This window comes from Ligilactobacillus sp. JN-6 (Y).1, assembly GCF_058111525.1.
On sequence record NZ_CM176599.1, the window covers coordinates 1,788,651 to 1,812,187 of the forward strand.

The 23,537-nt window shown below is 40.6% G+C and carries 20 protein-coding genes and 1 tRNA gene; 17 read left to right on the forward strand and 4 right to left on the reverse strand.

Annotated elements, in window-relative coordinates; all coding sequences use genetic code 11:
* Positions 1 to 31 precede the first annotated feature (31 nt).
* The 8 genes from uvrB to whiA all read left to right on the forward strand — a co-directional run bounded on the left by uvrB (position 32) and on the right by whiA (position 10,554).
* Entirely contained in the window at positions 32 to 2,029 is a 1,998-nt protein-coding gene (gene uvrB, locus AC3XNE_RS08245; RefSeq protein WP_489831608.1) for an excinuclease ABC subunit UvrB, read from the forward strand.
* Positions 2,030 to 2,082: 53 nt separating this feature from the next.
* Positions 2,083 to 4,905, forward strand: coding sequence for an excinuclease ABC subunit UvrA (gene uvrA, locus AC3XNE_RS08250; RefSeq protein WP_489831609.1), 2,823 nt, complete (start codon positions 2,083 to 2,085; stop codon positions 4,903 to 4,905).
* Between the two features lie 377 nt (positions 4,906 to 5,282).
* A complete protein-coding gene (locus AC3XNE_RS08255) occupies positions 5,283 to 5,756 on the forward strand; it encodes an S-ribosylhomocysteine lyase (protein ID WP_489831610.1) in 474 nt (157 codons plus the stop codon).
* A gap of 180 nt (positions 5,757 to 5,936) precedes the next feature.
* Positions 5,937 to 6,614, forward strand: a complete 678-nt coding sequence (locus tag AC3XNE_RS08260) for a serine dehydratase beta chain (RefSeq protein ID WP_489831611.1) — start codon at positions 5,937 to 5,939, stop codon at positions 6,612 to 6,614.
* Positions 6,615 to 6,626: 12 nt separating this feature from the next.
* Complete coding sequence (sdaAA, locus tag AC3XNE_RS08265; protein WP_489831612.1) at positions 6,627 to 7,508, forward strand: L-serine ammonia-lyase, iron-sulfur-dependent, subunit alpha; 882 nt, start codon at positions 6,627 to 6,629, stop codon at positions 7,506 to 7,508.
* Positions 7,509 to 7,636: 128 nt separating this feature from the next.
* Positions 7,637 to 8,521: an RNase adapter RapZ gene (rapZ, locus tag AC3XNE_RS08270; protein WP_489831613.1), complete on the forward strand. Its 885-nt coding sequence runs from the start codon at positions 7,637 to 7,639 to the stop codon at positions 8,519 to 8,521.
* Positions 8,518 to 9,537 (forward strand): gluconeogenesis factor YvcK family protein, encoded by a 1,020-nt coding sequence (locus tag AC3XNE_RS08275; protein WP_489831614.1) that lies wholly within the window; start codon positions 8,518 to 8,520, stop codon positions 9,535 to 9,537. The genes rapZ and AC3XNE_RS08275 overlap by 4 nt, the downstream gene beginning before the upstream one ends.
* Before the next feature lie 63 nt (positions 9,538 to 9,600).
* On the forward strand, positions 9,601 to 10,554 hold the full coding sequence (gene whiA, locus AC3XNE_RS08280) for a DNA-binding protein WhiA (RefSeq protein WP_489831615.1): 954 nt from the start codon (positions 9,601 to 9,603) through the stop codon (positions 10,552 to 10,554).
* A gap of 55 nt (positions 10,555 to 10,609) precedes the next feature.
* Here the strand turns inward: whiA and clpP are convergent, their stop codons facing one another.
* Positions 10,610 to 11,203, reverse strand: coding sequence for an ATP-dependent Clp endopeptidase proteolytic subunit ClpP (clpP, locus tag AC3XNE_RS08285; RefSeq protein ID WP_489831616.1), 594 nt, complete (start codon positions 11,201 to 11,203; stop codon positions 10,610 to 10,612).
* Between the two features lie 314 nt (positions 11,204 to 11,517).
* Positions 11,518 to 11,589, reverse strand: a tRNA-Arg gene (locus AC3XNE_RS08290).
* An 88-nt stretch (positions 11,590 to 11,677) separates the two neighbouring features.
* Here AC3XNE_RS08290 and rpoN point away from each other — a divergent pair.
* The 8 genes from rpoN to smpB all read left to right on the forward strand — a co-directional run bounded on the left by rpoN (position 11,678) and on the right by smpB (position 21,070).
* The gene (gene rpoN, locus AC3XNE_RS08295) at positions 11,678 to 13,003 is read left to right on the forward strand and encodes an RNA polymerase factor sigma-54 (protein ID WP_489831617.1); all 1,326 of its coding nucleotides are present in this window, start codon (positions 11,678 to 11,680) and stop codon (positions 13,001 to 13,003) included.
* A 293-nt stretch (positions 13,004 to 13,296) separates the two neighbouring features.
* Entirely contained in the window at positions 13,297 to 14,325 is a 1,029-nt protein-coding gene (locus AC3XNE_RS08300; protein ID WP_489831618.1) for a sugar-binding transcriptional regulator, read from the forward strand.
* Positions 14,326 to 14,386: 61 nt separating this feature from the next.
* Positions 14,387 to 15,400, forward strand: coding sequence for a type I glyceraldehyde-3-phosphate dehydrogenase (gene gap / locus AC3XNE_RS08305; protein ID WP_489831619.1), 1,014 nt, complete (start codon positions 14,387 to 14,389; stop codon positions 15,398 to 15,400).
* Positions 15,401 to 15,565: 165 nt separating this feature from the next.
* On the forward strand, positions 15,566 to 16,759 hold the full coding sequence (locus AC3XNE_RS08310) for a phosphoglycerate kinase (RefSeq protein WP_489831620.1): 1,194 nt from the start codon (positions 15,566 to 15,568) through the stop codon (positions 16,757 to 16,759).
* 80 nt (positions 16,760 to 16,839) lie between these two features.
* Complete coding sequence (tpiA, locus tag AC3XNE_RS08315) at positions 16,840 to 17,595, forward strand: triose-phosphate isomerase (protein ID WP_489831621.1); 756 nt, start codon at positions 16,840 to 16,842, stop codon at positions 17,593 to 17,595.
* A gap of 206 nt (positions 17,596 to 17,801) precedes the next feature.
* Positions 17,802 to 18,038, forward strand: coding sequence for a preprotein translocase subunit SecG (secG, locus tag AC3XNE_RS08320; RefSeq protein WP_489831622.1), 237 nt, complete (start codon positions 17,802 to 17,804; stop codon positions 18,036 to 18,038).
* Between the two features lie 84 nt (positions 18,039 to 18,122).
* On the forward strand, positions 18,123 to 20,525 hold the full coding sequence (gene rnr / locus AC3XNE_RS08325) for a ribonuclease R (RefSeq protein WP_489831623.1): 2,403 nt from the start codon (positions 18,123 to 18,125) through the stop codon (positions 20,523 to 20,525).
* 80 nt (positions 20,526 to 20,605) lie between these two features.
* Positions 20,606 to 21,070, forward strand: a complete 465-nt coding sequence (gene smpB, locus AC3XNE_RS08330; protein ID WP_489831624.1) for an SsrA-binding protein SmpB — start codon at positions 20,606 to 20,608, stop codon at positions 21,068 to 21,070.
* An 87-nt stretch (positions 21,071 to 21,157) separates the two neighbouring features.
* Here smpB and AC3XNE_RS08335 read toward each other — a convergent pair whose 3' ends face one another.
* Together AC3XNE_RS08335 and AC3XNE_RS08340 are read right to left on the reverse strand one after the other, a co-directional pair.
* Positions 21,158 to 21,691, reverse strand: coding sequence for an LURP-one-related/scramblase family protein (locus tag AC3XNE_RS08335; protein ID WP_489831625.1), 534 nt, complete (start codon positions 21,689 to 21,691; stop codon positions 21,158 to 21,160).
* Between the two features lie 44 nt (positions 21,692 to 21,735).
* Positions 21,736 to 22,608 (reverse strand): Cof-type HAD-IIB family hydrolase, encoded by an 873-nt coding sequence (locus AC3XNE_RS08340; protein ID WP_489831626.1) that lies wholly within the window; start codon positions 22,606 to 22,608, stop codon positions 21,736 to 21,738.
* Between the two features lie 201 nt (positions 22,609 to 22,809).
* Here AC3XNE_RS08340 and AC3XNE_RS08345 point away from each other — a divergent pair, with 201 nt between their 5' ends.
* The gene (locus tag AC3XNE_RS08345) at positions 22,810 to 23,505 is read left to right on the forward strand and encodes a uracil-DNA glycosylase (RefSeq protein WP_489831627.1); all 696 of its coding nucleotides are present in this window, start codon (positions 22,810 to 22,812) and stop codon (positions 23,503 to 23,505) included.
* The last annotated feature ends 32 nt before the right edge of the window (positions 23,506 to 23,537 follow it).

Genomic DNA, 23,537 nt, shown 5'->3' on the forward strand with positions numbered 1-23,537 from the left:
CTGAAACGGATAATGATCGGGGGGATCTATGGTGATCGAAAGACAAGATGGGCGTGAATTTGAACTTGTTTCGAATTATCAGCCAACTGGTGATCAACCTCAAGCAATCGACGAATTGACCACTGGGATCGAAGATGGTGAAAAAGCTCAAATTTTGTTGGGTGCTACAGGGACAGGTAAAACTTTCACCATCTCGAATGTAATTAAAAATGTTAATAAGCCTACATTGGTATTAGCTCATAATAAAACGTTGGCTGGGCAATTATATGGAGAGTTTAAAGAGTTTTTCCCTAATAATGCTGTTGAATACTTTGTTAGTTACTATGATTATTATCAACCGGAGGCGTATGTGCCATCTAGTGATACCTATATCGAAAAAGATTCGAGTATCAACGATGAGATCGATAAATTGCGCCATTCAGCGACAAGTTCACTGTTAGAGCGAAATGATGTGATCGTTGTCGCTTCTGTTTCTTCTATTTTTGGGTTAGGTGATCCATCAGAATATAAGGCGCACACTATTTCTTTACGTGTTGGCCAAGAGATAGAACGTGACCGTTTATTGGGAGAACTAGTAGACATTCAATTTGAACGCAATGATATCGATTTTCAACGGGGGCGCTTCCGTGTACGTGGAGATGTGGTGGAGATCTTTCCTGCTTCTCACGACGAACGCGCCTTGAGAGTCGAGTTTTTTGGTGATGAGATCGATCGGATCCGTGAAGTTGATCCCTTGACTGGTGAAATATTAGGTGATCGTGACCATGTCGCGATTTTTCCGGCAACTCACTTTATGACAAACGAAGAACGGATGGAAGAAGCCGTCAATGGTATCGAGGAAGAGTTAAAAGATCGGACTAATGAGTTAAAAGCAGACAATAAGTTGTTGGAAGAGCAACGCTTGGAACAGCGGACGACTTATGACGTTGAAATGCTAAAAGAAATGGGCTATTGTTCAGGTATTGAAAATTATTCTCGCCATATGGATGGAAGAAAGCCTGGAGAGCCGCCGTTTACGTTACTTGATTTCTTCCCTAAAGATTTTTTGATAGTGGTTGATGAATCACACGTTACCATGCCTCAAGTACGCGGTATGTATAATGGGGATCGCTCAAGGAAACAGATGTTGGTTAATTATGGATTTAGATTGCCAAGCGCGCTTGACAATCGACCATTAAGATTGGCAGAATTTGAGAAACATGTCAATCAGATCGTATATATGTCTGCTACTCCTGGCCCGTACGAACGTGAGCAGACTGATCATGTCGTAGAACAGATCATCCGACCGACTGGGCTGCTTGATCCTGAAGTTGAAGTTAGAAAAACTGAGGGGCAAATGGAAGATTTGGTCAGTGAGATCAATAAACGAGTTGAAAAAAAAGAGCGTGTTTTTGTTACAACTTTGACTAAAAAAATGGCTGAGGACCTGACTGATTACTTCAAAGAATTAGGGATCAAGGTCAAGTACCTGCATTCAGATATTAAGACTTTAGAAAGAACGGAGATCATACGTGATTTGCGTTTAGGCAAGTTTGATGTTTTGGTAGGAATAAACTTGTTACGTGAAGGGATCGATGTACCTGAAGTTTCCTTGATCGCTATTTTAGATGCGGATAAAGAAGGTTTTTTGCGTAATGAAAGATCTCTAGTCCAAACGATCGGACGTGCTGCTAGAAATGAGCATGGTCATGTTATTTTGTATGCAGACGCGGTCACGGATTCAATGCAAAAAGCGATGGATGAAACGCAAAGACGGCGTGCGATCCAACAAGAATATAATAAAGAGCATGGTATTGTACCGCAAACGATCAAAAAAGATATTCGTGCTTCCATTTCCGGTGTTTTACCTGTTTCTGACAAAAAGAACGATTCTGAAGGTGTTGATTTCTCAAACATGAAGAAGTCAGAACAAAAAGAAATGATCGCAAGCTTAGAAGAGCAAATGAAACAAGCTTCAAAACGACTTGACTTTGAAGATGCGGCAACTTTACGTGATACGATTTTAGAGTTGAAAGCACAGATCAGTTAGCGGTCTATACTGCCTGTAGTTGAATTGACAAATGTTTGAAAGAGGGAAAGAAGTTGGCACAAGACAAAATTGTGATCCATGGTGCGCGTGCGCATAATCTGAAAAATATTGATGTTGCTATCCCTAAAAATAAGTTAGTGGTAATGACGGGGCTTTCCGGGTCGGGTAAAAGTTCATTAGCTTTTGATACTTTATACGCGGAGGGACAGCGCCGTTATGTTGAAAGTCTTTCGGCCTATGCTAGGCAATTTTTAGGGCAAATGGATAAACCGGATGTCGATTCGATCGATGGTTTGTCACCTGCAATTTCGATCGATCAAAAAACCACTTCCAAAAACCCGCGGTCGACGGTCGGTACTGTGACCGAGATCAATGATTATTTGCGTTTGCTGTGGGGACGCGTAGGAACACCGATCTGTCCTAATGATGGGCACAAGATCACCAGTCAAGCACCTGAGCAAATGGTGGATCGTGTTTTATCTTTACCTGAAAGAACTAAGCTCCAGATCTTGGCACCGGTCGTCCGGGCTAAAAAAGGACAACACAAAAAGATTTTTGAAAAAATAAAGCGTGAAGGTTTTGTCAGATTGATAGTTGACGGTGAGACTCATGATGTTGAAGAAACATTCGATTTGGATAAAAACATCAAACATTCGATCTCAGTCGTTGTTGATAGGATCGTTGTCAAGCCAAGTGTTAGGTCACGTCTTTTTGATTCTTTTGAATCAGCTTTACGTTTATCTGGCGGTTACGCCTACGCTGATGTGATCGATGGTGAGACTATTCAATTTTCGGAGAACTTCGCTTGTCCTTACTGTGGATTTACGATCGGCGAATTGGAACCGCGGTTGTTTTCTTTTAATGCTCCGTTTGGTGCATGTCCTGACTGTGATGGTTTAGGAGTTAAGCTTGAAGTAGATGTGGACTTGGTAGTTCCAGATAAAGATAAAACTTTAAGAGAAGGGGCATTAGCACCCTGGAATCCGATCAGTTCCCAGTACTACCCGACCTTGTTAACTGAAGCGTGTGAAACATTTGGGATCGACTTGGACACTCCGTTTAAAAAACTTTCAAAAAAGCAGCAAAACATTGTTTTATATGGTGCAGGGGATAAAACTTTCCACTTTGTATTTGAAAATGATTTTGGTGGTAAACGTGACCTAGATATGCAGTTCGAAGGTGTAGTCAATAATGTTTCACGTCGTTATCGGGAAACAAACAGCGATTTTACCCGTGATGTTATGAGAAAATATATGACGAGCCTGACTTGTCAAACCTGTCATGGCTATCGTTTAAACCGCAAGGCTTTGGCAGTCAAGATAAACGGAAAGCACATTGGAGAAGTCTCTGATTATGCGATCGGTGACTCATTAGGTTTTTTTGCTGGTTTAACATTTTCTGAGCAAGATCAACAGATCGCAAAGCCAATTTTAAAAGAGATCAAAGACAGGCTTTCGTTTTTACAGAATGTTGGTTTGGATTATTTAACATTGAGTCGCTCCGCCCGGACACTTTCTGGTGGTGAGGCTCAGCGGATCCGATTGGCGACCCAGATCGGTTCTAATCTTTCAGGAGTCATGTATATTTTAGACGAACCCTCGATCGGTCTGCATCAAAGAGATAATGATCGGTTGATAGCATCATTGAAGAAGATGCGTGACTTGGGAAACACCTTAATAGTGGTCGAACACGATGAAGATACCATGCGTGCCGCGGACTACATTGTAGATATCGGCCCTGGGGCAGGAGTCAATGGTGGTCAGGTCATGGCTAGTGGGACACCTAAGCAAGTTGAGCGTACTGCTAAATCAATTACCGGACAGTATTTGGCGGGCAAGCGTTATATCCCTGTTCCTAAAAAGAGACGTCCTGGCAATGGAAAGGCTGTTAGAGTCACCGGTGCCAGTGAAAATAATTTAAAAGATATTACAGTCGACTTTCCGTTAGGCAAGTTCATTACGGTTACTGGAGTGTCTGGTTCAGGAAAATCAACTTTGGTTAACATGATCTTAAAGCGTGCCTTAGCTCAGAAGTTAACGCATAATTCTGAAAAGCCAGGTAAATACAAAAAGATTTCTGGTTTTGATTCACTAGAAAAAGTGATCGATATCGACCAATCACCGATCGGTAGGACTCCGCGGAGTAATCCAGCTACTTATACTGGTGTTTTTGACGATGTGCGGTCTTTATTTGCTCAAACAAATGAAGCGAAAATGCGTGGTTATTCTAAGGGAAGGTTTAGTTTTAATGTTAAAGGTGGACGTTGTGAGGCATGTAAGGGGGATGGGATCATCAAAATCGCCATGAATTTCTTGCCAGATGTCTATGTTCCTTGCGAAGTTTGCCACGGTAGCCGCTTTAATTCAGAAACTTTAGAGATCGAATATAAAGGTAAAAATATTTCTCAGGTCTTGGACATGACTGTAGAAGAAGCACTAGACTTCTTCGATCCTATTCCAAAGATCAAGCGTAAGTTGCAAACTATTATGGATGTTGGTTTAGGGTATGTGAAATTAGGACAGCCTGCCACGACCTTATCTGGTGGGGAAGCCCAAAGAATGAAGTTGGCTTCTGAATTACACCGCAAGTCAAATGGCAAAACTTTTTATATTTTAGATGAACCGACAACAGGTTTGCATAATGAGGATGTCAAGAATTTATTAACCGTTTTACAACGGCTGGTCGATAACGGCAATACAGTTTTAGTGATCGAACACAATTTAGATGTTATCAAAACTTCCGACCATCTGATTGACCTGGGGCCAGAAGGCGGTGAAGGCGGCGGTCAAGTCGTCGTCACTGGTACTCCCGAAGAGATAGCTGATTGCTCGCAAAGTTATACGGGACAGTATTTGAAAGAAGCTTTAAAAAGATAACGGGGCAAAGAAAGACGGAAGCCAATGAGCATTATCGGACTTGGGACTTATAGTGTGGTTTTTGCACTGTGAGTCTCAAGTTGGATAAGCGGAGTTGTCTGGGTTTTGAAGCTCGACTAAAAACACAGGGCGGAGTGTGGCGTTTAGAAGGTGAGCACTAGCAGATTTCCCCGCCATATTGCGTTTTTGGCAATGTGGCGGGGAAATTAGCTAGGCGGAACCTTCTGCTACACGTAGCCTGACTATGAAAACAAGATGAAGTAAGATAGATGGAACTTCTTACTTGCTGTAACCCGACTAACAAGTAGATGACTTGCATTTTATAGTGAAACTGCTACAGTTAAGCTATACTTAATTTGAAGATTGGAGAGATCATTTTGGCAAAAGTTGAAAGTTTTACATTGGATCACACAGCCGTTAAAGCTCCCTATGTTCGTTTGATCGCTAGTGAAGAGGGCGCTAAAGGAGATAAAATCGCAAATTACGATCTACGTTTGGTTCAACCTAATGAAAATGCGATTCCTACCGCAGGCTTGCATACTATCGAGCATATGTTGGCTGGTTATTTGCGTGATTACATGGATGGTGTGATCGACTGCTCTCCGTTTGGTTGCCGGACAGGGTTCCACTTGATCACTTGGGGTGAACATGACACTGTTGAAGTAGCTAAGGCTTTAAAAAAATCATTAGAAGATATTACCAAAGCATCATGGGATGACGTTCAGGGAACTGATATCAAGAGCTGTGGTAATTATCGGGATCATTCTTTGTTCTCAGCTCAAGAGTGGGCTAAAAAGATTTTGTCCGAAGGCATTTCTTCAGAACCATATGAACGCAAAGTTGTTGAATAGATGAAACCTGACTCAGGAAATTTCCTGAGTCTTTTTTTATTGGATATTTATTCTTGAAGAATGGTTTTCTAATAAGACTAAAAAATATATAATTAAGAGAGATATTGAGTGATGTACATGGCTCACTTTATGGTCAACTTGTTCATTCATTCTGGTGAATATACAATATGAGTTTCCCTAATGTTAGAGGTGGAAAACATGCATGAAAAATACCGCAGCATTTTTGATATAGTGGGTCCAGTAATGGTTGGGCCATCAAGTTCACATACTGCTGGAGCTGCTCAGATCGGCAGGAAAGCCGGCCAGCTTTTAAGGACAAGTCCGGAGAAAATAAAAATTGATTATTATGAGTCTTTTGCCAAAACACATTTGGGCCATGGTACGGATCTTGCTATAGTTGGGGGAACCTTGGGAATGGGACCCGAAGACCCATCACTTGCCTGTTCATTAGAAATAATCAAGAAGCAAGGTATTCCTTTACAAATTAATGAATCACCAAAGCCAAGTCCAAGCGGGCACCCTAATACAGCCATGGTCACACTGTGGAGCGGTAAATACAAAGTTGCTCTTTGTGGCTGTTCTATTGGTGGCGGAAAGATCGAGATCAAACAGGTACAGATCAATGGACATAGCGTTGAATTACCTGGTCCGCTTCCGGTAGTTTTGTTGACTAGTACACCTGAAGCGTTCGTTAAGATCTTAGAGGAGTTTGCTCGATCTGAATCAGTCATAACGGCTCAAAACTTTTGTCCTTTGGATAGCGGTGAAAATTTATATGCTCTTAATTTAAAGAAAGTACCTGTCAAAGGTTGGGAAGATAATATTTTAAAATATTGTCGCAATTTGATTTGTTTATAAGGAGAAATAAGAATGTATCAAAGTATCGCTGAAATGGTTCAAACTGCTCACCAGCGACAGATCACGATCTCAGAGTTGATGCTCGAGCAGGAAAGTACATATTCTGGACAAACTGATGAGGAAATAATCACACAGATGAACAAACAATTAGTGGTCATGCATTCTGCAGCCACTAAAGGCTTAGCTACTGATAGATCGACTTCGAAGACTGGTTTGACAGGAGACCAGGCAGCAAAATTAGCGGCTTATCATCGTCAAGGTAAGTCTCTTTCAGGAGACATCGTAATGACAGCAATGGAAAATGCGGTAGCCACTAATGAAGTTAATGCTGCGATGGGGGTCATTTGTGCAGCGCCTACTGCGGGTTCTTCAGGAACTTTACCTGGTGTTTTACTTGCTTTAGAAAAAAAGTTGCATTTGCGAACGAGAGATGAAGTTAATTTTTTGTTGTGCGCTAGTGGTTTTGGATTGATCGTAGCTAATAATGCAACAATTGCAGGAGCCGCAGGAGGATGTCAGGCTGAAGTTGGCAGTGCATCTGCAATGGCTGCTGCCGCGGCCGTTGAAGTGAGCGGGGGAACACCTCAGCAATCAGCTGAGGCATTTGCTTTTTCATTAAGTAATTTGTTGGGGTTAGTATGTGATCCGGTCGCAGGTTTAGTGGAAGTACCTTGTGTAGATAGAAATGTTGTTGGTACAGTGAATGCTTTAGCTGCTGCAGATATGGCTCTGGCGGGTTTGACTAACAAGATCCCAGCTGATGAAGTGATAATGGCAATGAAAGATGTTGGAAAAAGGATGCCGCGTGAATTACGTGAAACTGGGCTTGGAGGTCTCGCCGCAACCCCTACCGGTAATAAGATCAAGTTCAACATTTTTGGCAAAGAGTCCTAGCTGGGCGAGGCAAACGTTTGACTGGAAAATCAGACATTACTAAGAGTTTAAGAAGTGGTTATGTCTAATGACACGCCCGGGCTGTTGTGGTATATTTATTGATGGCGTTTAAAATTGGAGGGTCGATAATGAGTGAACAACTTGAACTTGTAATTTTAACTGGGATGAGCGGGGCAGGTAAAACTGTCGCTATGCAAAGCTTTGAAGACTTAGGCTATTTTTGTATCGATAACATGCCACCGACATTGATCCCTAAATTTTATGAATTATTGCAAGATACCGGTAAGATTCAAAAAGTTGCTTTAGGGATCGATTTACGTTCACGGGCCTTTTATGATCAGATCATTGAGATCTTGCATAATGTTGAAGATCAAAGAGCAGTCAATGTGAAAATTGTTTTTCTTGATGCGTCTAACAGTGAACTAGTTTCTCGGTATAAAGAAACAAGAAGAGCGCATCCGTTGGCGCGTGAAGGCCGTTTATTAGATGGAATCATAAAAGAACGAGAACTGTTGGCGGAAATCAGGACACAAGCGCAGTTGGTCATCGACACAACTAACTTATCGCCACGTCAGTTGCGGGAAGAAATATTTCATACGTTTGAAAGTGGCAAAGACACTCCCTTTCATATTGAAGTTTTGTCATTCGGATTTAAGTATGGGCTGCCGATCGATGCAGATATCGTAATGGATGTTCGTTTCTTGCCTAATCCTTATTATGTTTCGGAGTTGAAAGACAAGACTGGTCTGGATAAACCCGTTGAAGATTATGTTATGAATTCAAGTGGAGCCCAAAGCTTTTATGAACAGTTTGCTCATTTGCTTGAATCGATCATCCCTGGTTATGTGAAAGAAGGAAAATCAAGTGTGGTTATTGCGATCGGCTGTACTGGCGGTCAGCACCGGTCAGTGGCTTTGACTAATTTGATCGGTCAAAGATTAAAGAAAAAATATCCGGTGCGTATCTCACACCGCGACATGAATAAGCGGAAGGAGACTGTTAACCGATCATGAGTAATTGCAATAGAAACAGTCAAAGTCCCAAAATAGTTGTGATCGGTGGAGGGACAGGCTTACCTGTGGTCTTACGCGGATTACGTAAAAGAAATGCTGATATTACCGCAGTTGTTACAGTAGCAGATGACGGAGGTTCTTCCGGTCAGATAAGGGACTACATCAATGTCGTGCCTCCTGGTGACATTAGAAACGTTCTAGTGTCTTTATCTGACATCCCTCAGATCTATAAAGATATTTTTCAGTATCGCTTTGATACTAAGGATCAGTTTTTCTCTGGTCATGCGATCGGGAATTTGATCATCGCGGCGCTATCTGAGATGAATGACAATGATATTTTTTCTGCGGTTCAAAAACTTTCAGAGATAATGAGGATCGATGGCAATGTCTATCCCGCAGCTAGTGTTCCTTTGGTGCTCAATGCGGAGTTTTATGATGGGACCCAGTTGTCCGGAGAAGCAGAGATCACAGCTGCTGAGAAACATGTCAAAAAAGTTTGGGTCACTAGCAATGATGGTACTAAACCTGAAGCTCGTTCGGAAGTGATCAATGCTATTATGCAGGCAGATCAGATCGTGTTAGGCCCAGGGAGCTTATTCACTAGTATTTTGCCCAATTTAATGATTGAAAATGTAGGGCGAGCTGTTTGCGACACTAAAGCAGAAGTTGTATACATCTGCAATATCATGACACAAAAAGGTGAGACCGAAAAGTTTACGGATGCTGATCATGTGAGAGTATTAAATCATCATTTGCATAAAAATTTTATTGACACTGTATTGGTAAACACGGAAAAAGTTCCCCAGAATTATCTGGATTATCAAAAGTATAATGAAATTTTAGATCAAGTTAGCTATGATTTTAACGGTTTGCGTGAACAAAATTGTCGTGTGATCTCTGATGATTTTTTGGAATTAAGAGATCGTGGCGTTTTTCATAATGAAAGAAAAGTCGTTGATGAATTGATACGACTAACAGGACGTCCAAATTCCTGGGCAGTCGACGGGTTTAATTGAGTTAAATAAAAGTAGAAGTTAGATGGTTCGCTTTTAATTTTGACGAAAGGAGGTTCCAAGGTATTGTCTTATGCCAGTGATGTAAAAAAAGAGTTGACCACCTTAGAAGTCAACCGTGATAAAAACGGGAAGGCTGAGTTGACTGCTTTGATCCGGATGAACGGTGCTTTAAGTTTGATCGATCACCAATTTGTATTGAGTATTCAAACAGAAAACCCTGCAACAGCTCGTAGGATATATTGGTTGTTAGAAAGATTTTATGGGATCAAAAGTGAATTGATAGTCAGACGTAAAATGAAATTAAAGAAAAATAACCTTTATATCGTTCGTCTGCGTTCTGGAAGCAGTGAAGTTTTACATGATTTGGATATTATTGATGGTTTGCAGATCAAGCAGACTGTGAATAAAGACTTCTTAACAACTGATGGGCCAGTTCGTTCTTATTTACGGGGAGCCTTTTTAGCAACAGGTTCGGTGAACAATCCTGAAAAGAGTCGTTACCACCTAGAAATTTATTCATTGTATGAGGAGCATAACGATTCTATTTGCGAAATGATGAACCATTATCATTTGAATGCACGCAAAACAGAGCGTCGAAGTGGCTACATCACCTATTTGAAGGAGGGTGAAAAGATTGCTGATTTCTTGTCCTTGATAGGCGCCACAAGTTCAATGTTGAAGTTTGAAGATATTCGTATCATGCGTGATATGCGTAACTCGGTCAATCGGATCGTGAACTGTGAGAATGCAAATTTAAACAAAGTTGCCGATGCAGCGACTAGGCAGATCGAAAATATTAAACTGATCGATGACATAGTTGGTTTAAATAAATTGCCGGTAAAATTACAACAGGTTGCCATTACACGGGTCGCCCATCCTGAAGTAAGTTTAAAAGAGTTGGGTGACTTGGTAGAAGGTGGCCCGATATCTAAGTCCGGTGTAAATCATCGTTTGCGCAAAATAAATGAGTATGCTGGTAAAATAAAAGACGGGACTTACGCTGATCAGAATGTTTGATGGTACAAAAAAGAGGTATGACTCAATGTGAGCTATACCTCTTTTTTGTATGAACTTATTCAGCTTTCTTTTTATTTGTCATAATGCCATCGATCAAACCATAGTCAACAGCCTCTTGAGCTGTCATAAAGTTATCCCGTTCGGTATCACGATTGATAGTTTCGATATCTTGACCAGTTCTTTCTGCTAAAATCTTGTTGATCAATTTACGTGTCTTCAAGATATGCTCAGCAGCGATCTGAATTTCAGTTGATTGACCTTGAGCACCGCCTAATGGCTGATGGATCAAGATCTCAGAATTTGGCAATGCAAAACGTTTGCCATCGGCGCCTGCAGTTGACAGCATCGATGCCATTGAAGCAGCCATCCCTAGCACGATAGTTTGAACATCGGAATTTACGAAGTTCATTGTATCATAGATAGCCAGCCCAGCTGAAACAGAACCACCAGGTGAATTGATGTACATGTAGATATCTTTTTCAGAATCTTGTGCATCTAAGAAAAGTAATTGCGCGATAACGGCATTAGCCATATCATCGGTAACTTCACCTGAAACCATAATGATCCTATCTTTTAAAAGACGTGAATAAATGTCATAAGCACGTTCCCCTTGTGGAGACTGTTCAATAACTGTGGGTACTAAATTCATAGTAATAAATACCTCCTGCTTCTTATATTGATTGCATGGAATTCTCTCCCATGACCTTGATTTACAGTTTACCTTATAGGTCAAAAAAGGTCAAACTTTAAGCATTATTTTTTTGACCGGTCTAATATGCTACAATGTAGAATAATGAAATAAAAGGCTTTTGTTAGTCTTTTTATTTGGTTACTGGTGTGTTTTGTGGCTCACATATGGCTCACTTTTTTTAAAAACACGTGATATTCAGTAAAAATGCAAAAAGAAAAAGCCTTTGAAATCAAGGCTTACAATGTTCAATGATATATTATGTATAGTATATATGCGCCAGCAGGGAGTCGAACCCTGATTACAAGAACCGGAATCTTGTGTGCGATCCATTACACTACCGGCGCGTACTTATATATATTAACTTAAATGGTGTTAAATTACAAGATGAATTTATGGAAAACAATTTAATAAATTTTAAAAGGAGAAGTTACCATGGCACTGCGACAAGATCTGGGTCAACAACAAAATCAAATTCAAAAATTGGCAATGACTCAAAAAATGCAGCAGTCGATCCGAATGCTTAAGTTTAGCGCAGACGAGCTGCAAAACTTTTTAAAGCAGCAAGAATTAGAAAACCCATTTATGATAGTGAATCCGAGAAAAGGCAACGTTAGTTCTAGTGTGATCAGCGCGTCTCAAGCGGCAAACAGTGAAACTGACTGGACAGAATATACTGCTTCCAGACAAGGGCAGTCTTTGTTTGATTACTTATTAGATCAAATACACCTGACAATGAGAAAAACTCCTCTGCGGGGTTGGGTCATCTTTCTGGTGGATCATTTAGATTCTAACGGTTATTTGGACTTAGACCTCGATCATCTTTTGCAAAGTGAACTGCTAGATAAGATCACATTGATCGATGCCTTGACGCTTTTGCAAAGTTTGGATCCTCCTGGTGTGGGAGCGAGAAATTTGCAGGAATGTTTGATACTGCAAACTAGAAATGACGATTTCGCCCCAGAGTTCACCGAAGAGATTTTACAAAATGACTTTCATGAATTTGTCGATCGCAAATGGAAAGAGTTGGCAAAAAAATATGAAATCAGCTTGGCGCAGGTCCAGGCAATTCTGGATTATGTCCAAACCCTCTCGCCGGCTCCAGGATCGGAATATAATCAAGATGAGATCGGTTATATTCAACCAGACTTAATTTTGAAAAAGATTAGTGCCACTGAGATGGACGTCAAAGCTACTAAGCAAACATTGCCTAAAGTTATTTTCAGAGATGGTTATTTTAATGAAATGATAAGCTCTGATGATCCGCAAGTGAAAAAATATGCAGAAAATAAGAAAAGGGAATTTGCGACAATTTACCGCGATGTTGAACAAAGAGGTTCGACCTTATTAAGGGTAGGGCGTGAGATAATAAAACGACAGAAGGAGTTTTTGCTTGACCCTACACAGCCTATGGTTCCCTTACTTTTGCGTGATGTAGCTAATTCCTTACAATTACATGAGTCAACGATCAGTCGGACCGTAAACGGTAAATATCTGCAAACGGATCATGGTGTTTATGAATTGAAGTACTTCTTTACACAGGCTGTAAATTATAGCACAGAGGGCGCTGTCTTGACCGCAAATGATGTGAAAGCCAGGATCAAAGCAGAAATAATGACTGAAAATAAGTTAAAACCACTGTCGGACCAAAAGATCAGTCGGCTGTTGTCGGATGAGGGACTGGAATTGTCCCGCAGGACGGTGGCAAAGTATCGTGAGCAATTAAATATTCCGAGCTCTTCAAAAAGAAAAAAATATTAGAAAAGAAGTAAAGTTCACAAATTTCATAAATGTATGACCTTTTTCACAATAATAATTCGCCTTTTCACAAACATCCCTACTATGCTTGTCGTAATTGAATGCAAAAGCAACAATTTCATGAAAAGTTTCCTAAGGTAGTTTCAAAAAGTTGCTTTTCAAAACTTGCAATAGCTTTATTTTGTTGTTATAATTCACTTGTAAATAAGGAAATGATTTAGCCGATTTTCAGGTTAACTTTCTTCTTTATTTAAATAGATTGTTGGACATTATCAGTCCCAAGGGAGAGACGACCGATGAACCGTGAGCTTGAGTGGATTCAAACTGTCGTTCCCGATATGATCGATGTCTTAAGTCGTAGGTTTTTGATCTTGAAGAATATTAAGACTGATAGGCCAGTAGGACGTAGAACTCTAGCTGCTCAACTTAGGTTAGGTGAAAGGGCTCTTCGTACCGATACAGACTTTCTGAAAGAGCATGGTTTGATTGATTCTAGTAAGTCAGGCATGACTTTAACAGAAAGTGGGTCGTTGGCCGTTCGTGGTCTTAGTGAGTTTATGGATCAGATGCTTAGCTTGCGAGCAACTGAAAAGAAGCTGACTGACTTGTTCGGTGGCATTCGTTGCTTGGTAGTACCTGGTGATAGTGATGAAGACAACACAGTAACGTGTTTGATGGGGCAGACTGTAAATGAAATTTTGCAGAGTTTATTACCGCAAGGAAACAATATCATTGCGGTAATGGGGGGCACCACAATGGCTGCTGTCGCTCAGTCACTTGATTCAGAGCTAACGGCTGGACGTGATCTGATGTTCGTTCCTGCCAGAGGTGGGATCGGAGAAAGAGTTGATGTTCAGGCTAACAATATTTGTGCTCAGATGGCTGAACGAACCAATGGCCAACATAGGGCACTCTATGTGCCTGAACATGTTAGCGAGAAAACTTATGAACCGTTATTACGTGAACCTGCTGTTAAGAGGGTCATTGAGATGATCAAGCAGAGTAATGCGGTGATCCATAGCGTCGGTGAAGCGATCCCGATGGCAAAGAGAAGATCGATGTCTCAGAGTGCCATTGATTCACTTACACGAAAAGGTGCTGTCGGTGAAGCATTCGGTTATTTCTTCAATGAAAAAGGAGAGGTGATCCAGAAACTTTCCCGAATTGGGTTGCAACTAGAGGATCTCGCTTCGATGAAGTGTGTTGTTGCCGTGGCTGGCGGAGCATCTAAAGGCCGCGCGATCGCAGCATACATGAAACTTGCTCCTAGGCAGACATATTTGATTACTGACCAGGGAGCTGCTAACATGATTTTAAAAGGGTAGTGTTTAGCCGCATTACTTTTTAAAATAATTTTTTTATTTCCTAAAGGAGGGAAATTTTAATATGACTACTAAAGTAGGTATTAATGGCTTTGGCCGTATCGGCCGTTTGGCTTTCCGTCGTATTGCTGCAACATCAAAGGACTTGGAAGTTGTTGCGATCAATGATTTAACTTCACCAGCAATGCTCGCTCATTTGTTGAAGTACGATACAGCTCATGGTCAATTTGACGCTGAAGTTTCTGCAACAGATAATGCACTTGTTGTTGATGGCAAGACTATCCCTGTATATGCTGAAGCAGATGCACACAACATTCCTTGGGTTAAGAATGACGGCGTAGAATTAGTGCTTGAATCAACAGGTTTCTATACTTCTACAGAAAAAGCAACTGCTCATTTGGATGCAGGCGCAAAACGTGTTCTTGTTTCAGCACCAGCTGGCGACATGAAGACGATCGTTTATGGCGTTAACGATGACACCATGACACCTGAAGATAAGATGGTTTCAGCTGCATCATGTACAACGAACTGCTTGGCACCTCTTGCAAAGGCTGTTAACGATGCATTTGGTATCAAAGCAGGTACGATGACAACTGTTCATGCTTACACAGCTACACAGTTATTACAAGATGGTCCTGACAAGAAGGGCAACGTTCGTAACGCACGTGCTGCTGCTGAAAATACAATTCCTCATTCAACTGGTGCCGCTAAAGCTCTTGGTTTGGTTGTTCCTGATTTGAATGGTAAATTGGATGGTCATGCACAGCGTGTTCCAGTTATTACAGGTTCATTGACAGAATTGGTAACAACTTTGGATAAAGAAGTTTCTGCTGACGAAGTTAACGAAGCTGTTAAGAAGGTTACTGACGGCAACGAATCATTTGGTTATAACAATGATAGCATCGTTTCTTCAGACGTTATCGGTACAACATTTGGTTCAATCTTTGACCCAACACAAACACAGGTTGTTGGTAGTGGTGAAGGACAAGTTGTTAAGACAGTTGCTTGGTATGACAACGAATCTGGCTTTACAGCTCAAATGATCCGTACACTTGAAAAATTTGCTAGCATGCTTTAATATTCGATTTTAAATCGAATATTACGCCTGTGTGGCGCTAATTAAGGCGGGGGGAGGCAAAACTCCTTCCGCTTTTTCTTTGAATAAGCAAGGGTTGTTAGAAGTTGGGTGTTATTTTGTAAAACTTAATTTTTAAACCTGGAAAAAATCAATGGAGGGTTTTCAATGGCTAAATTAACAGTTTCAGATCTTAAAGATCTTAAAGGGAAAAAAGTCTTGATCCGTGTTGACTTTAATGTTCCTTTGAAAGACGGCAAAATCGGTGATGATAATCGGATGGTCGCTGCACTTCCAACCATTAAATATGTTACTGAAAATGGTGGTAAGGCTATCTTGTTCTCACATCTCGGCCGTGTTAAAAAGGAAGAAGATAAGAAGGAATTAACATTGCGTCCAGTTGCTCAGCACTTGGCTGAATTGCTCGACAAACCTGTTACTTTCGTTCCCGTAACACGTGGACCTCAATTAGAAGAAGCAATCGACAAATTATCTGATGGCGATGTATTGTTAGTTGAAAATACTCGTTTTGAAGATCTTGACGGCAAAAAAGAATCAGGTAATGACCCTGAGCTCGGCAAATACTGGGCTTCATTAGGTGACGTTTATGTCAACGACGCCTTCGGTACTGCTCACCGTTCACATGCTTCAAACGTTGGTATTGCAAGTAATATGGATCAAGCTGCTGCTGGTTTCTTATTAAGCAAAGAAATCGAGTTCTTGGGCAATGCTGTGGATGATCCTAAGCATCCTTTCGTTGCTATCCTTGGTGGCGCAAAGGTTTCTGACAAGATCGGCGTTATTGATTATTTATTATCTAAAGCTGATAAAGTTATTATCGGCGGTGGAATGACATATACATTCTATGCTGCAAAAGGGATCAAAATCGGTAATTCGTTGGTTGAAGAAGACAAGGTCGACCTTGCAAAGCAAATTATCGACAAAGCTGGAGATAAGTTAGTTCTGCCAGTTGATAATGTTGTTGCTCCTGAATTCAAGAACGATGCTCCTAGTGAGGTTGTTGAAGGAGATATTCCTGAAGGAGAAATGGCTTTGGATATTGGTCCTAAATCGGTCGACTTGTTCAAGGATACATTGAAGGATGCTCAGACAGTTGTTTGGAATGGACCAATGGGTGTCTTTGAAATGAGCAACTTTGCTAAAGGTACTCTTGAAATAGGTAAATTCTTAGGTACTTTGACTGATGCATCAACTATTGTTGGTGGTGGCGATTCAACTGCTGCTGTCAAGGAACTTGGTGTGGGTGACAAACTTAGCCATATTTCTACTGGTGGCGGTGCTTCACTTGAATATCTTGAAGGGAAAGAATTACCTGGGATCGCTGCAGTTTCCGATAAATAGTTTAGGGAAATAAAAAATTTATTATAATTGCGAGTATCAGTTTTACCCGCAATTATTTTTTTGAAGGAGAGGTATATTTTATGCGTACACCAATTATTGCAGGTAACTGGAAATTAAACATGAATCCAGAACAAACTGCAGAATTTGTTAAAGCTGTTAAGGATCAATTACCAACTGACGGCAGTGTTGAAGCTGTGGTCGGTGCCCCAGCCGTTGACTTACCTGCATTGCTTGAAAATGCTAAGGGTTCAAGTCTCAAAGTAGCTGCGGAAAACAGTTACTTTGAAGATGAAGGTGCCTTTACCGGTGAAACTTCACCTAAAGTTTTGGCTGAAATGGGCGTTGATTATGTGATCATTGGTCACTCCGAACGCCGCAAATATTTCCATGAAACAGATGAAGATATCAACAAAAAAGCACATGCGATCTTCAGAAATGGTATCACACCGATCATTTGCTGTGGTGAAACTCTTGAAACTCGTGAAGCCGGCAAAGCACAAGAATGGGTAGAAGGGCAAGTTACTGCTGCTTTGAAGGATTTGACAGCTGACCAAGTTTCTTCACTTGTGATTGCGTATGAACCAATTTGGGCAATTGGGACTGGTAAGACAGCTACGTCTGATCAAGCGCAAGAAATTTGTGCGATAGTTCGCCAAACAGTTGCTAAATTGTATGATCAAACAGTTGCTGATAAGGTTCGCATTCAATATGGCGGATCAGTTAAGCCTGCAAATGTTAAGGAGTTAATGTCTAAAGACGACATCGATGGCGGTTTGGTCGGTGGAGCTTCCTTAGTTCCAGAATCATACTTGCAATTGGTAAACTTTAACAAATAATCAGTACTCTAGTACTCTCTTTAAAAGATCTGTACCTAAAAATCGTTGTTGGTTTAAGACCGACCGTTTTGTGGGTACGGTCTTTTTTATTACCATGATTGACATTAAAACGTGCTGATTGGTGGTATCTGGTTGTTTTATCGGGCATTTTATGCTAAATTAGAGTGGATATAGGTTATAACTAGATAGGTAAGGAGGAAACTTATTTGTACAATACATTATTGACCCTATTGCTGATCGTTTCAGTTTTGATCATTATTGCTGTTTTGATGCAACCAGCAAAAAATGATAATGCTGCGTCGGCATTGTCTGGTGGAGCAACAGACCTATTTAGTAAACAAAAGCCGCGTGGTTTTGAAGCTTTTATGCAGAAAGTTACAGTCGTTCTCGGGGCATTATTTTTTGCCCTAGCGCTGGCTTTAGTATATATTTCTTCACACTAACTTTGAAGTAAACCTCCTGCTCAATATAAAACAGGAGGGTTTTTGTTTGTTAAAAGTAAAAATTGTTATGATACGGGGATTTAAATGAATAAAGAAAAGATTATTGAAAAACTAACAGAGTTTTTTCAAGCTGAACCAACAAAAAGGTTTACGGTTGGTGAGATGGACAAAAAGCTTGATATGGAAGGTGCAGGACAATTTAAGTTTGTTGTTCAGGCACTGACACAGATGGAACATGATAAAAAAATAACATTAGATAATGATGGGAATTTTTCCTGGGCGCAAAATGCTGCTGAAGAAAATCTAACGGGGATTTTTCATGCCAATGACCGGGGTTACGGTTTTGTAACGGTCGATCCTGAACAGCCTGATTTTTTTATCAATCCAACTGCAACATTGTCGGCTTTAAATGGCGATGAAGTTAAGATCGAAAAAACCGGTGATGGAGATCCTGCGACTAATAAGGGCCCTGAAGGAAAAATTGTTGAGATTTTAAATCATTCCTTGTCTCAGGTCGTAGGTGAGTTTCAAGTAGATGAAGATGAAAACTTGCCATCAGGTATTATTGGGACAGTGCGCCTAAAGGATAAAAAACTATCAAACTTTAAGTTTCTGGTAGAAGATAGTGGACTGCATCCGGTTGCTGGTGAAGTTATTTTAGCTGATATTTCGGCTTACCCTAGTGCAGCCTTACCAGGTTTGCTAAAGGGTGTTGCCGTTAAGATCCTGGGAAATGTCAATGATCCCGGAATGGATATTTTACAAGTTGTTTATGAGCATGACATTCCACATGAATTTCCAGATGATGTGATGGCTCAGGCGCAAAGTATTCCAGACCATGTCACAGAAGAAGAAAAAGTGGGACGAGAAGACTTGACTGACCAAAACTTGGTCACGATCGATAGCATTGAGTCAAAAGATTTGGATGACGCGGTCAACGTTTGGAAGTTAGATAATGGTAATTTTCATTTAGGGGTTCATATCGCTGATGTTTCTCATTATGTTGTTCCTCAGACACCCTTAGATCGTGAAGCTTTTGAACGTGGGACATCTGTTTATTTAACGGATAGGGTGATCCCGATGTTACCGCCAAAACTTTCCAATGGTATTTGCTCGTTAAATCCACACGTTGAAAGATGTGCAATGTCTTGTGAGATGGAGATCGATCCTGAAGGTCAAGTTGTTAACCATCGGATCTTTCCGAGTGTTATCAAGTCCACTGAACGGATGACTTATGTTGCGATCAATAAGATCGTAGAATCGCGTGACGAGAAAACAATGGAACGCTATTCTGACTTGGTACCAATGTTTGAGGATATGGCTCAGTTGCATAAGATCTTATTGAAAATGCGTAAACGTCGTGGCGCAATTGAATTTGACGATACTGAAGCAAAAATTATCGTTGATGAACAAGGCCACCCGACAGACATCCAGTTACGTGAACGTGGGACAAGTGAAAGAATGGTCGAATCCTTTATGTTGGCAGCTAACGAGACTGTTGCTGCGCATTTTCATAAGTTAAAGGTCCCATTTGTCTACCGGATCCACGAGAGTCCAAAACCCGAAAAAATCGATACGTTTTTCGAGATGCTTGGTGGCTTAGGCATTGAAGTTACTGGTAAAAAGACAGAGATCAAGCCTAAAATGCTGCAGAATATTTTGAAAAAAGTAGCCGGAAAACCGGAAGAAGCCATGGTCTCGACAATGCTGCTTCGTTCAATGCAACAAGCTAAGTATTCACCACAACCGTTAGGACACTTTGGGATCGCCGCACAAGACTATACGCATTTCACTTCTCCGATCCGTCGTTACCCTGATTTGATGGTTCACCGGTTGATCCATTTTTATTTGGAAAACGGGATCGGTAACGAGGCTTCCGAAAAATATGCGGGTCAATTAGATGAGATCACTACCCATAGTTCTGATGCCGAAAGACGCGGTATTTCTGCGGAACGGGATACAGATGCGATGAAGAAGGCTGAATTCATGTCAGATCGAGTAGGCGAGACATTTGATGCTGTAGTTAGTTCAGTTACCAAATTTGGTATGTTTATAGCTTTGCCTAACACTGTTGAAGGTTTGATCCACATCAGTCAGATCAAAGACGATTATTATGAATATTTAGAAAAGCAGATGGCTTTGGTTGGACGACGGACTAAACAGACTTATCGAATCGGTCAGCCTGTTAAAGTTAAGTTGATCAATGTTAATGTCGAACAAAAAGAAGTCGATTTCACCTTGGCAGATCCAGGACGAGCACCAAAAACAGATTTGCTAGATGGAGTTGAATTGCCTGATCGCCGCCCGCAGCGAGACAACGATCATCGGAAGCGAAATAATAATTTCCATAAAAAAGGTACGAATAAGTACCAAGGTAAGAGACATCATGGAAATAACGGATCACGGAATAACAACAGTCATGGCCAACATTCCCATGGGTCGCGACAAAACTTTAAAGGAAATAAGCAACGTAATCGAAATAGATGATCAATGATGTTTGTCTTGACAATTATGAGCAGGAAAACTAGGATAATTGCTATGTTTGTACAAAACGGAGGATGATTTGAATGGCAAAACAAAAACAACATTCACGTCCCTTGGCTCAGAATCGTAAAGCCAGTCATGATTATTATATTTTGGATACCATTGAGGCAGGCATGTCGTTGACTGGGACTGAGATCAAATCGGTTCGTGCTGCTCGGATCAATCTAAAGGATGGTTTTGCTCAAGTCAGAAATGGTGAAGCATGGCTGCAAAATGTCCATATTTCACCTTATGATCAAGGAAATCAATTTAATCATGATCCATTGCGGAACCGGAAGCTTTTGTTGCATAAAAAAGAAATTAAACGTTTAGAACAGGAGACTTCCAAAAAAGGCGTGACTCTAGTCCCTCTGAAGGTATATATCAAGCATGGTGTTGCCAAAGTCTTGATCGGTATTGCCCAAGGTAAGCATGATTATGATAAACGTGAATCTATCAAGCGCCGAGATCAGGAACGTGAGTTCTCGCGGGCACTTAAGAATTATTAAGTTGCGGGATACGATTTTTGCTAAAGAAAAGGAAAAGCATCATTCATTTCACTACTGTAAAAGCAGTAGAAAATGGATGATGCTTTTTTAATCAAAAGTGGGCCGAGTATGAGTCTGCAGGTTGAAATTACGCTGTTTATTTTTAGCTTTTTTTGTAGTAGAAGCCCAATAGTCTAAAATTGCTGCAATACATAAACAAAGTGCTTCGTCTTTTTTATGACGAAACTCAAATTTGATAGAAGGTTGGCCATTTTTTTGGACGGTTCCCGTTTTCATGACCCACTCGTGACCGGAATAGATCTTGTAACGAAAGTTAGCTAAATTACCTATTAAAAACCAATTAACTCCCTTTACAAAAAGCATCTCAGTGCTAACACCATAATAGCGACGGAGTGAACCAACTTTCTTGCGTTTGGAATATAGGTCAAATTTTGGAAACACACCAAGGCTACTTTGTTTGATCTCGGCTAAGAGGTTACCCGCAACATCATAGACGGATATGGCATCGTGTACGAGTCCAAAACGGCCCGTGATAAAATATACGATATTGTCTGCTTCATCTTTGATCGTTGTGATCCCTTTTTTCGTAAAACCGATCCTTTGAGCGTATAATGCCCGCATTTCTGGTTCACTTCCTATCTAGTAAATAGTTCGTGATAGTTAAATCATAGTCCTAATTCCTCAAGTTGTTCTTCAATAGCTTTTCCTGCTCCATTGGCGGTATTTTTGTCAGTTAAGTGATTAGCAGCCATTTTAATTTCTTTAGTTGCGTTTTCCATGGCATAGCTGACACCAGTGATTTTGATCATCGAAAGGTCGTTATTATTATCTCCCATTGACATGACATTATCCATGGGGACATTTAACCGATCGGCATATGTTTGGAGTGCTAATCCTTTTTGAGCCTTGATATGGTTGATCTCAATATTTGCAGAACCTGAGGAGGTTACGACCAAGGAATCATATTTGGAGATCTCTTGCCTGACATTTTTGAGGCCCGCTTGGCGATCAGGACTGAAAGCAACTATTTTGAAAATTTGGATGTGTGGATCTTTTATTAGTTGATAATAGTCATCAACGTAATTGATGTCCATTAATTCCATTCTTGCAGAAGCTAAGCTAACTGCTAGTTTAAATGGTGTAGTTGCGTCAATACTAGATAGTAGTTCAGCAAAGTTTTCGATCCGTGCTGCTTTATCATCGGAACAGACACCTTTTGAAGTGATGACCTCAAAATATAAACCCGCTTTTTTAAGCAGAATGATAAGTTTTTGAGCAAGTTGGTCCGGAATTGAGGCTGAGCTTAGAGTTTTTCCAGCTTCGTCTAAGACCAATGCACCATTCATGGTGATCAGTGGACAGGAAACACCTGCCTGGTCGAGCAATGGTTTAACCTCTTTAAAAGCTCGTCCTGTTGAAACAATGAAATATATTCCCTTTTCTTGGGCATGTTTGATCGCTGCCACATTGTAATCGGGGATGACCATGTGATCATTGAGCATCGTTCCATCCATATCAGAAGCAATTAATTGTAGCATATCCGTATGACCTCACTTTTCTTTTTCTCCTATATATTCTAGCATGAATCGAGATGTTAGTCAGAAAGTTTTAATTTGCTGGAGTTAGCTAAAGTTTCGTTTAGCCAAATAAAAGAAGGATCGGCCAGATCAATTTAATGTTTTTTTATTCTTACTTAATTAAAGCGTTTCACTATGGTAGAATAAGAAAGAGGTGTTTTTATGAAAACGTTGATCAATAATGATTGGCAAGAAATATTAGGTCCAGAGTTTGAAAAAGCATACTACCTTGAATTACATAATTTTCTAAAAGAAGAATATCGAAATTATACGATTCACCCTGATATGTATCACATTTTTCAAGCATTTGAATGGACTTCTTTTTCAGATGTAAAAGTTGTGATCTTGGGTCAGGATCCCTACCATGGGTATCGCCAAGCACACGGTTGCAGTTTTTCAGTTTTACCTGGAGTCGCGATCCCGCCTTCGCTTAAAAATATTTATCAAGAATTGCAGAGTGATCTCGGAATTAAACCTGTTGACCATGGTTATTTGGAAAAATGGGCCAAGCAAGGTGTCTTGTTGCTGAATTCTGTCTTGACGGTCCGCGATGGTCAAGCATATTCCCATCGAGGCAAAGGATGGGAACGACTGACTGATGTTGCGATCGAAAAATTATCTGAGCGTGAAAAACCAGTAATTTTTATTTTATGGGGCAAGGCTGCGCAGGATAAAAGTAAACTGATCGATCAGAGTAAAAACGTGATCATTAAATCACCACATCCAAGTCCTTTATCAGCGCATCGTGGTTTTTTTGGTTCAAAGCCTTTCTCTAAAACTAATGCTGCGCTTGAGGCAATGGGGGAAAAACCAATTGACTGGCAATTACCTGAAACGGTTGAAAATGTTCCTTCATAAAAGAGCTTTGGCTTTTTGGTCAACCTTCCAGG

Bases quoted from the DNA above. Each gene is read 5' to 3' on its own strand.
- tpiA (WP_489831621.1), top strand. From the start codon at position 16,840: ATGCGTACACCAATTATTGCAGGTAACTGGAAATTAAACATGAATCCA.
- AC3XNE_RS08310 (WP_489831620.1), top strand. From the start codon at position 15,566: ATGGCTAAATTAACAGTTTCAGATCTTAAAGATCTTAAAGGGAAAAAA.
- rapZ (WP_489831613.1), top strand. From the start codon at position 7,637: ATGAGTGAACAACTTGAACTTGTAATTTTAACTGGGATGAGCGGGGCA.
- clpP (WP_489831616.1), bottom strand. From the start codon at position 11,203: ATGAATTTAGTACCCACAGTTATTGAACAGTCTCCACAAGGGGAACGT.
- sdaAA (WP_489831612.1), top strand. From the start codon at position 6,627: ATGTATCAAAGTATCGCTGAAATGGTTCAAACTGCTCACCAGCGACAG.
- rpoN (WP_489831617.1), top strand. From the start codon at position 11,678: ATGGCACTGCGACAAGATCTGGGTCAACAACAAAATCAAATTCAAAAA.
- AC3XNE_RS08345 (WP_489831627.1), top strand. From the start codon at position 22,810: ATGAAAACGTTGATCAATAATGATTGGCAAGAAATATTAGGTCCAGAG.
- gap (WP_489831619.1), top strand. From the start codon at position 14,387: ATGACTACTAAAGTAGGTATTAATGGCTTTGGCCGTATCGGCCGTTTG.
- AC3XNE_RS08275 (WP_489831614.1), top strand. From the start codon at position 8,518: ATGAGTAATTGCAATAGAAACAGTCAAAGTCCCAAAATAGTTGTGATC.
- smpB (WP_489831624.1), top strand. From the start codon at position 20,606: ATGGCAAAACAAAAACAACATTCACGTCCCTTGGCTCAGAATCGTAAA.
- AC3XNE_RS08335 (WP_489831625.1), bottom strand. From the start codon at position 21,691: ATGCGGGCATTATACGCTCAAAGGATCGGTTTTACGAAAAAAGGGATC.
- AC3XNE_RS08300 (WP_489831618.1), top strand. From the start codon at position 13,297: ATGAACCGTGAGCTTGAGTGGATTCAAACTGTCGTTCCCGATATGATC.
- rnr (WP_489831623.1), top strand. From the start codon at position 18,123: ATGAATAAAGAAAAGATTATTGAAAAACTAACAGAGTTTTTTCAAGCT.
- AC3XNE_RS08260 (WP_489831611.1), top strand. From the start codon at position 5,937: ATGTTAGAGGTGGAAAACATGCATGAAAAATACCGCAGCATTTTTGAT.
- AC3XNE_RS08340 (WP_489831626.1), bottom strand. From the start codon at position 22,608: ATGCTACAATTAATTGCTTCTGATATGGATGGAACGATGCTCAATGAT.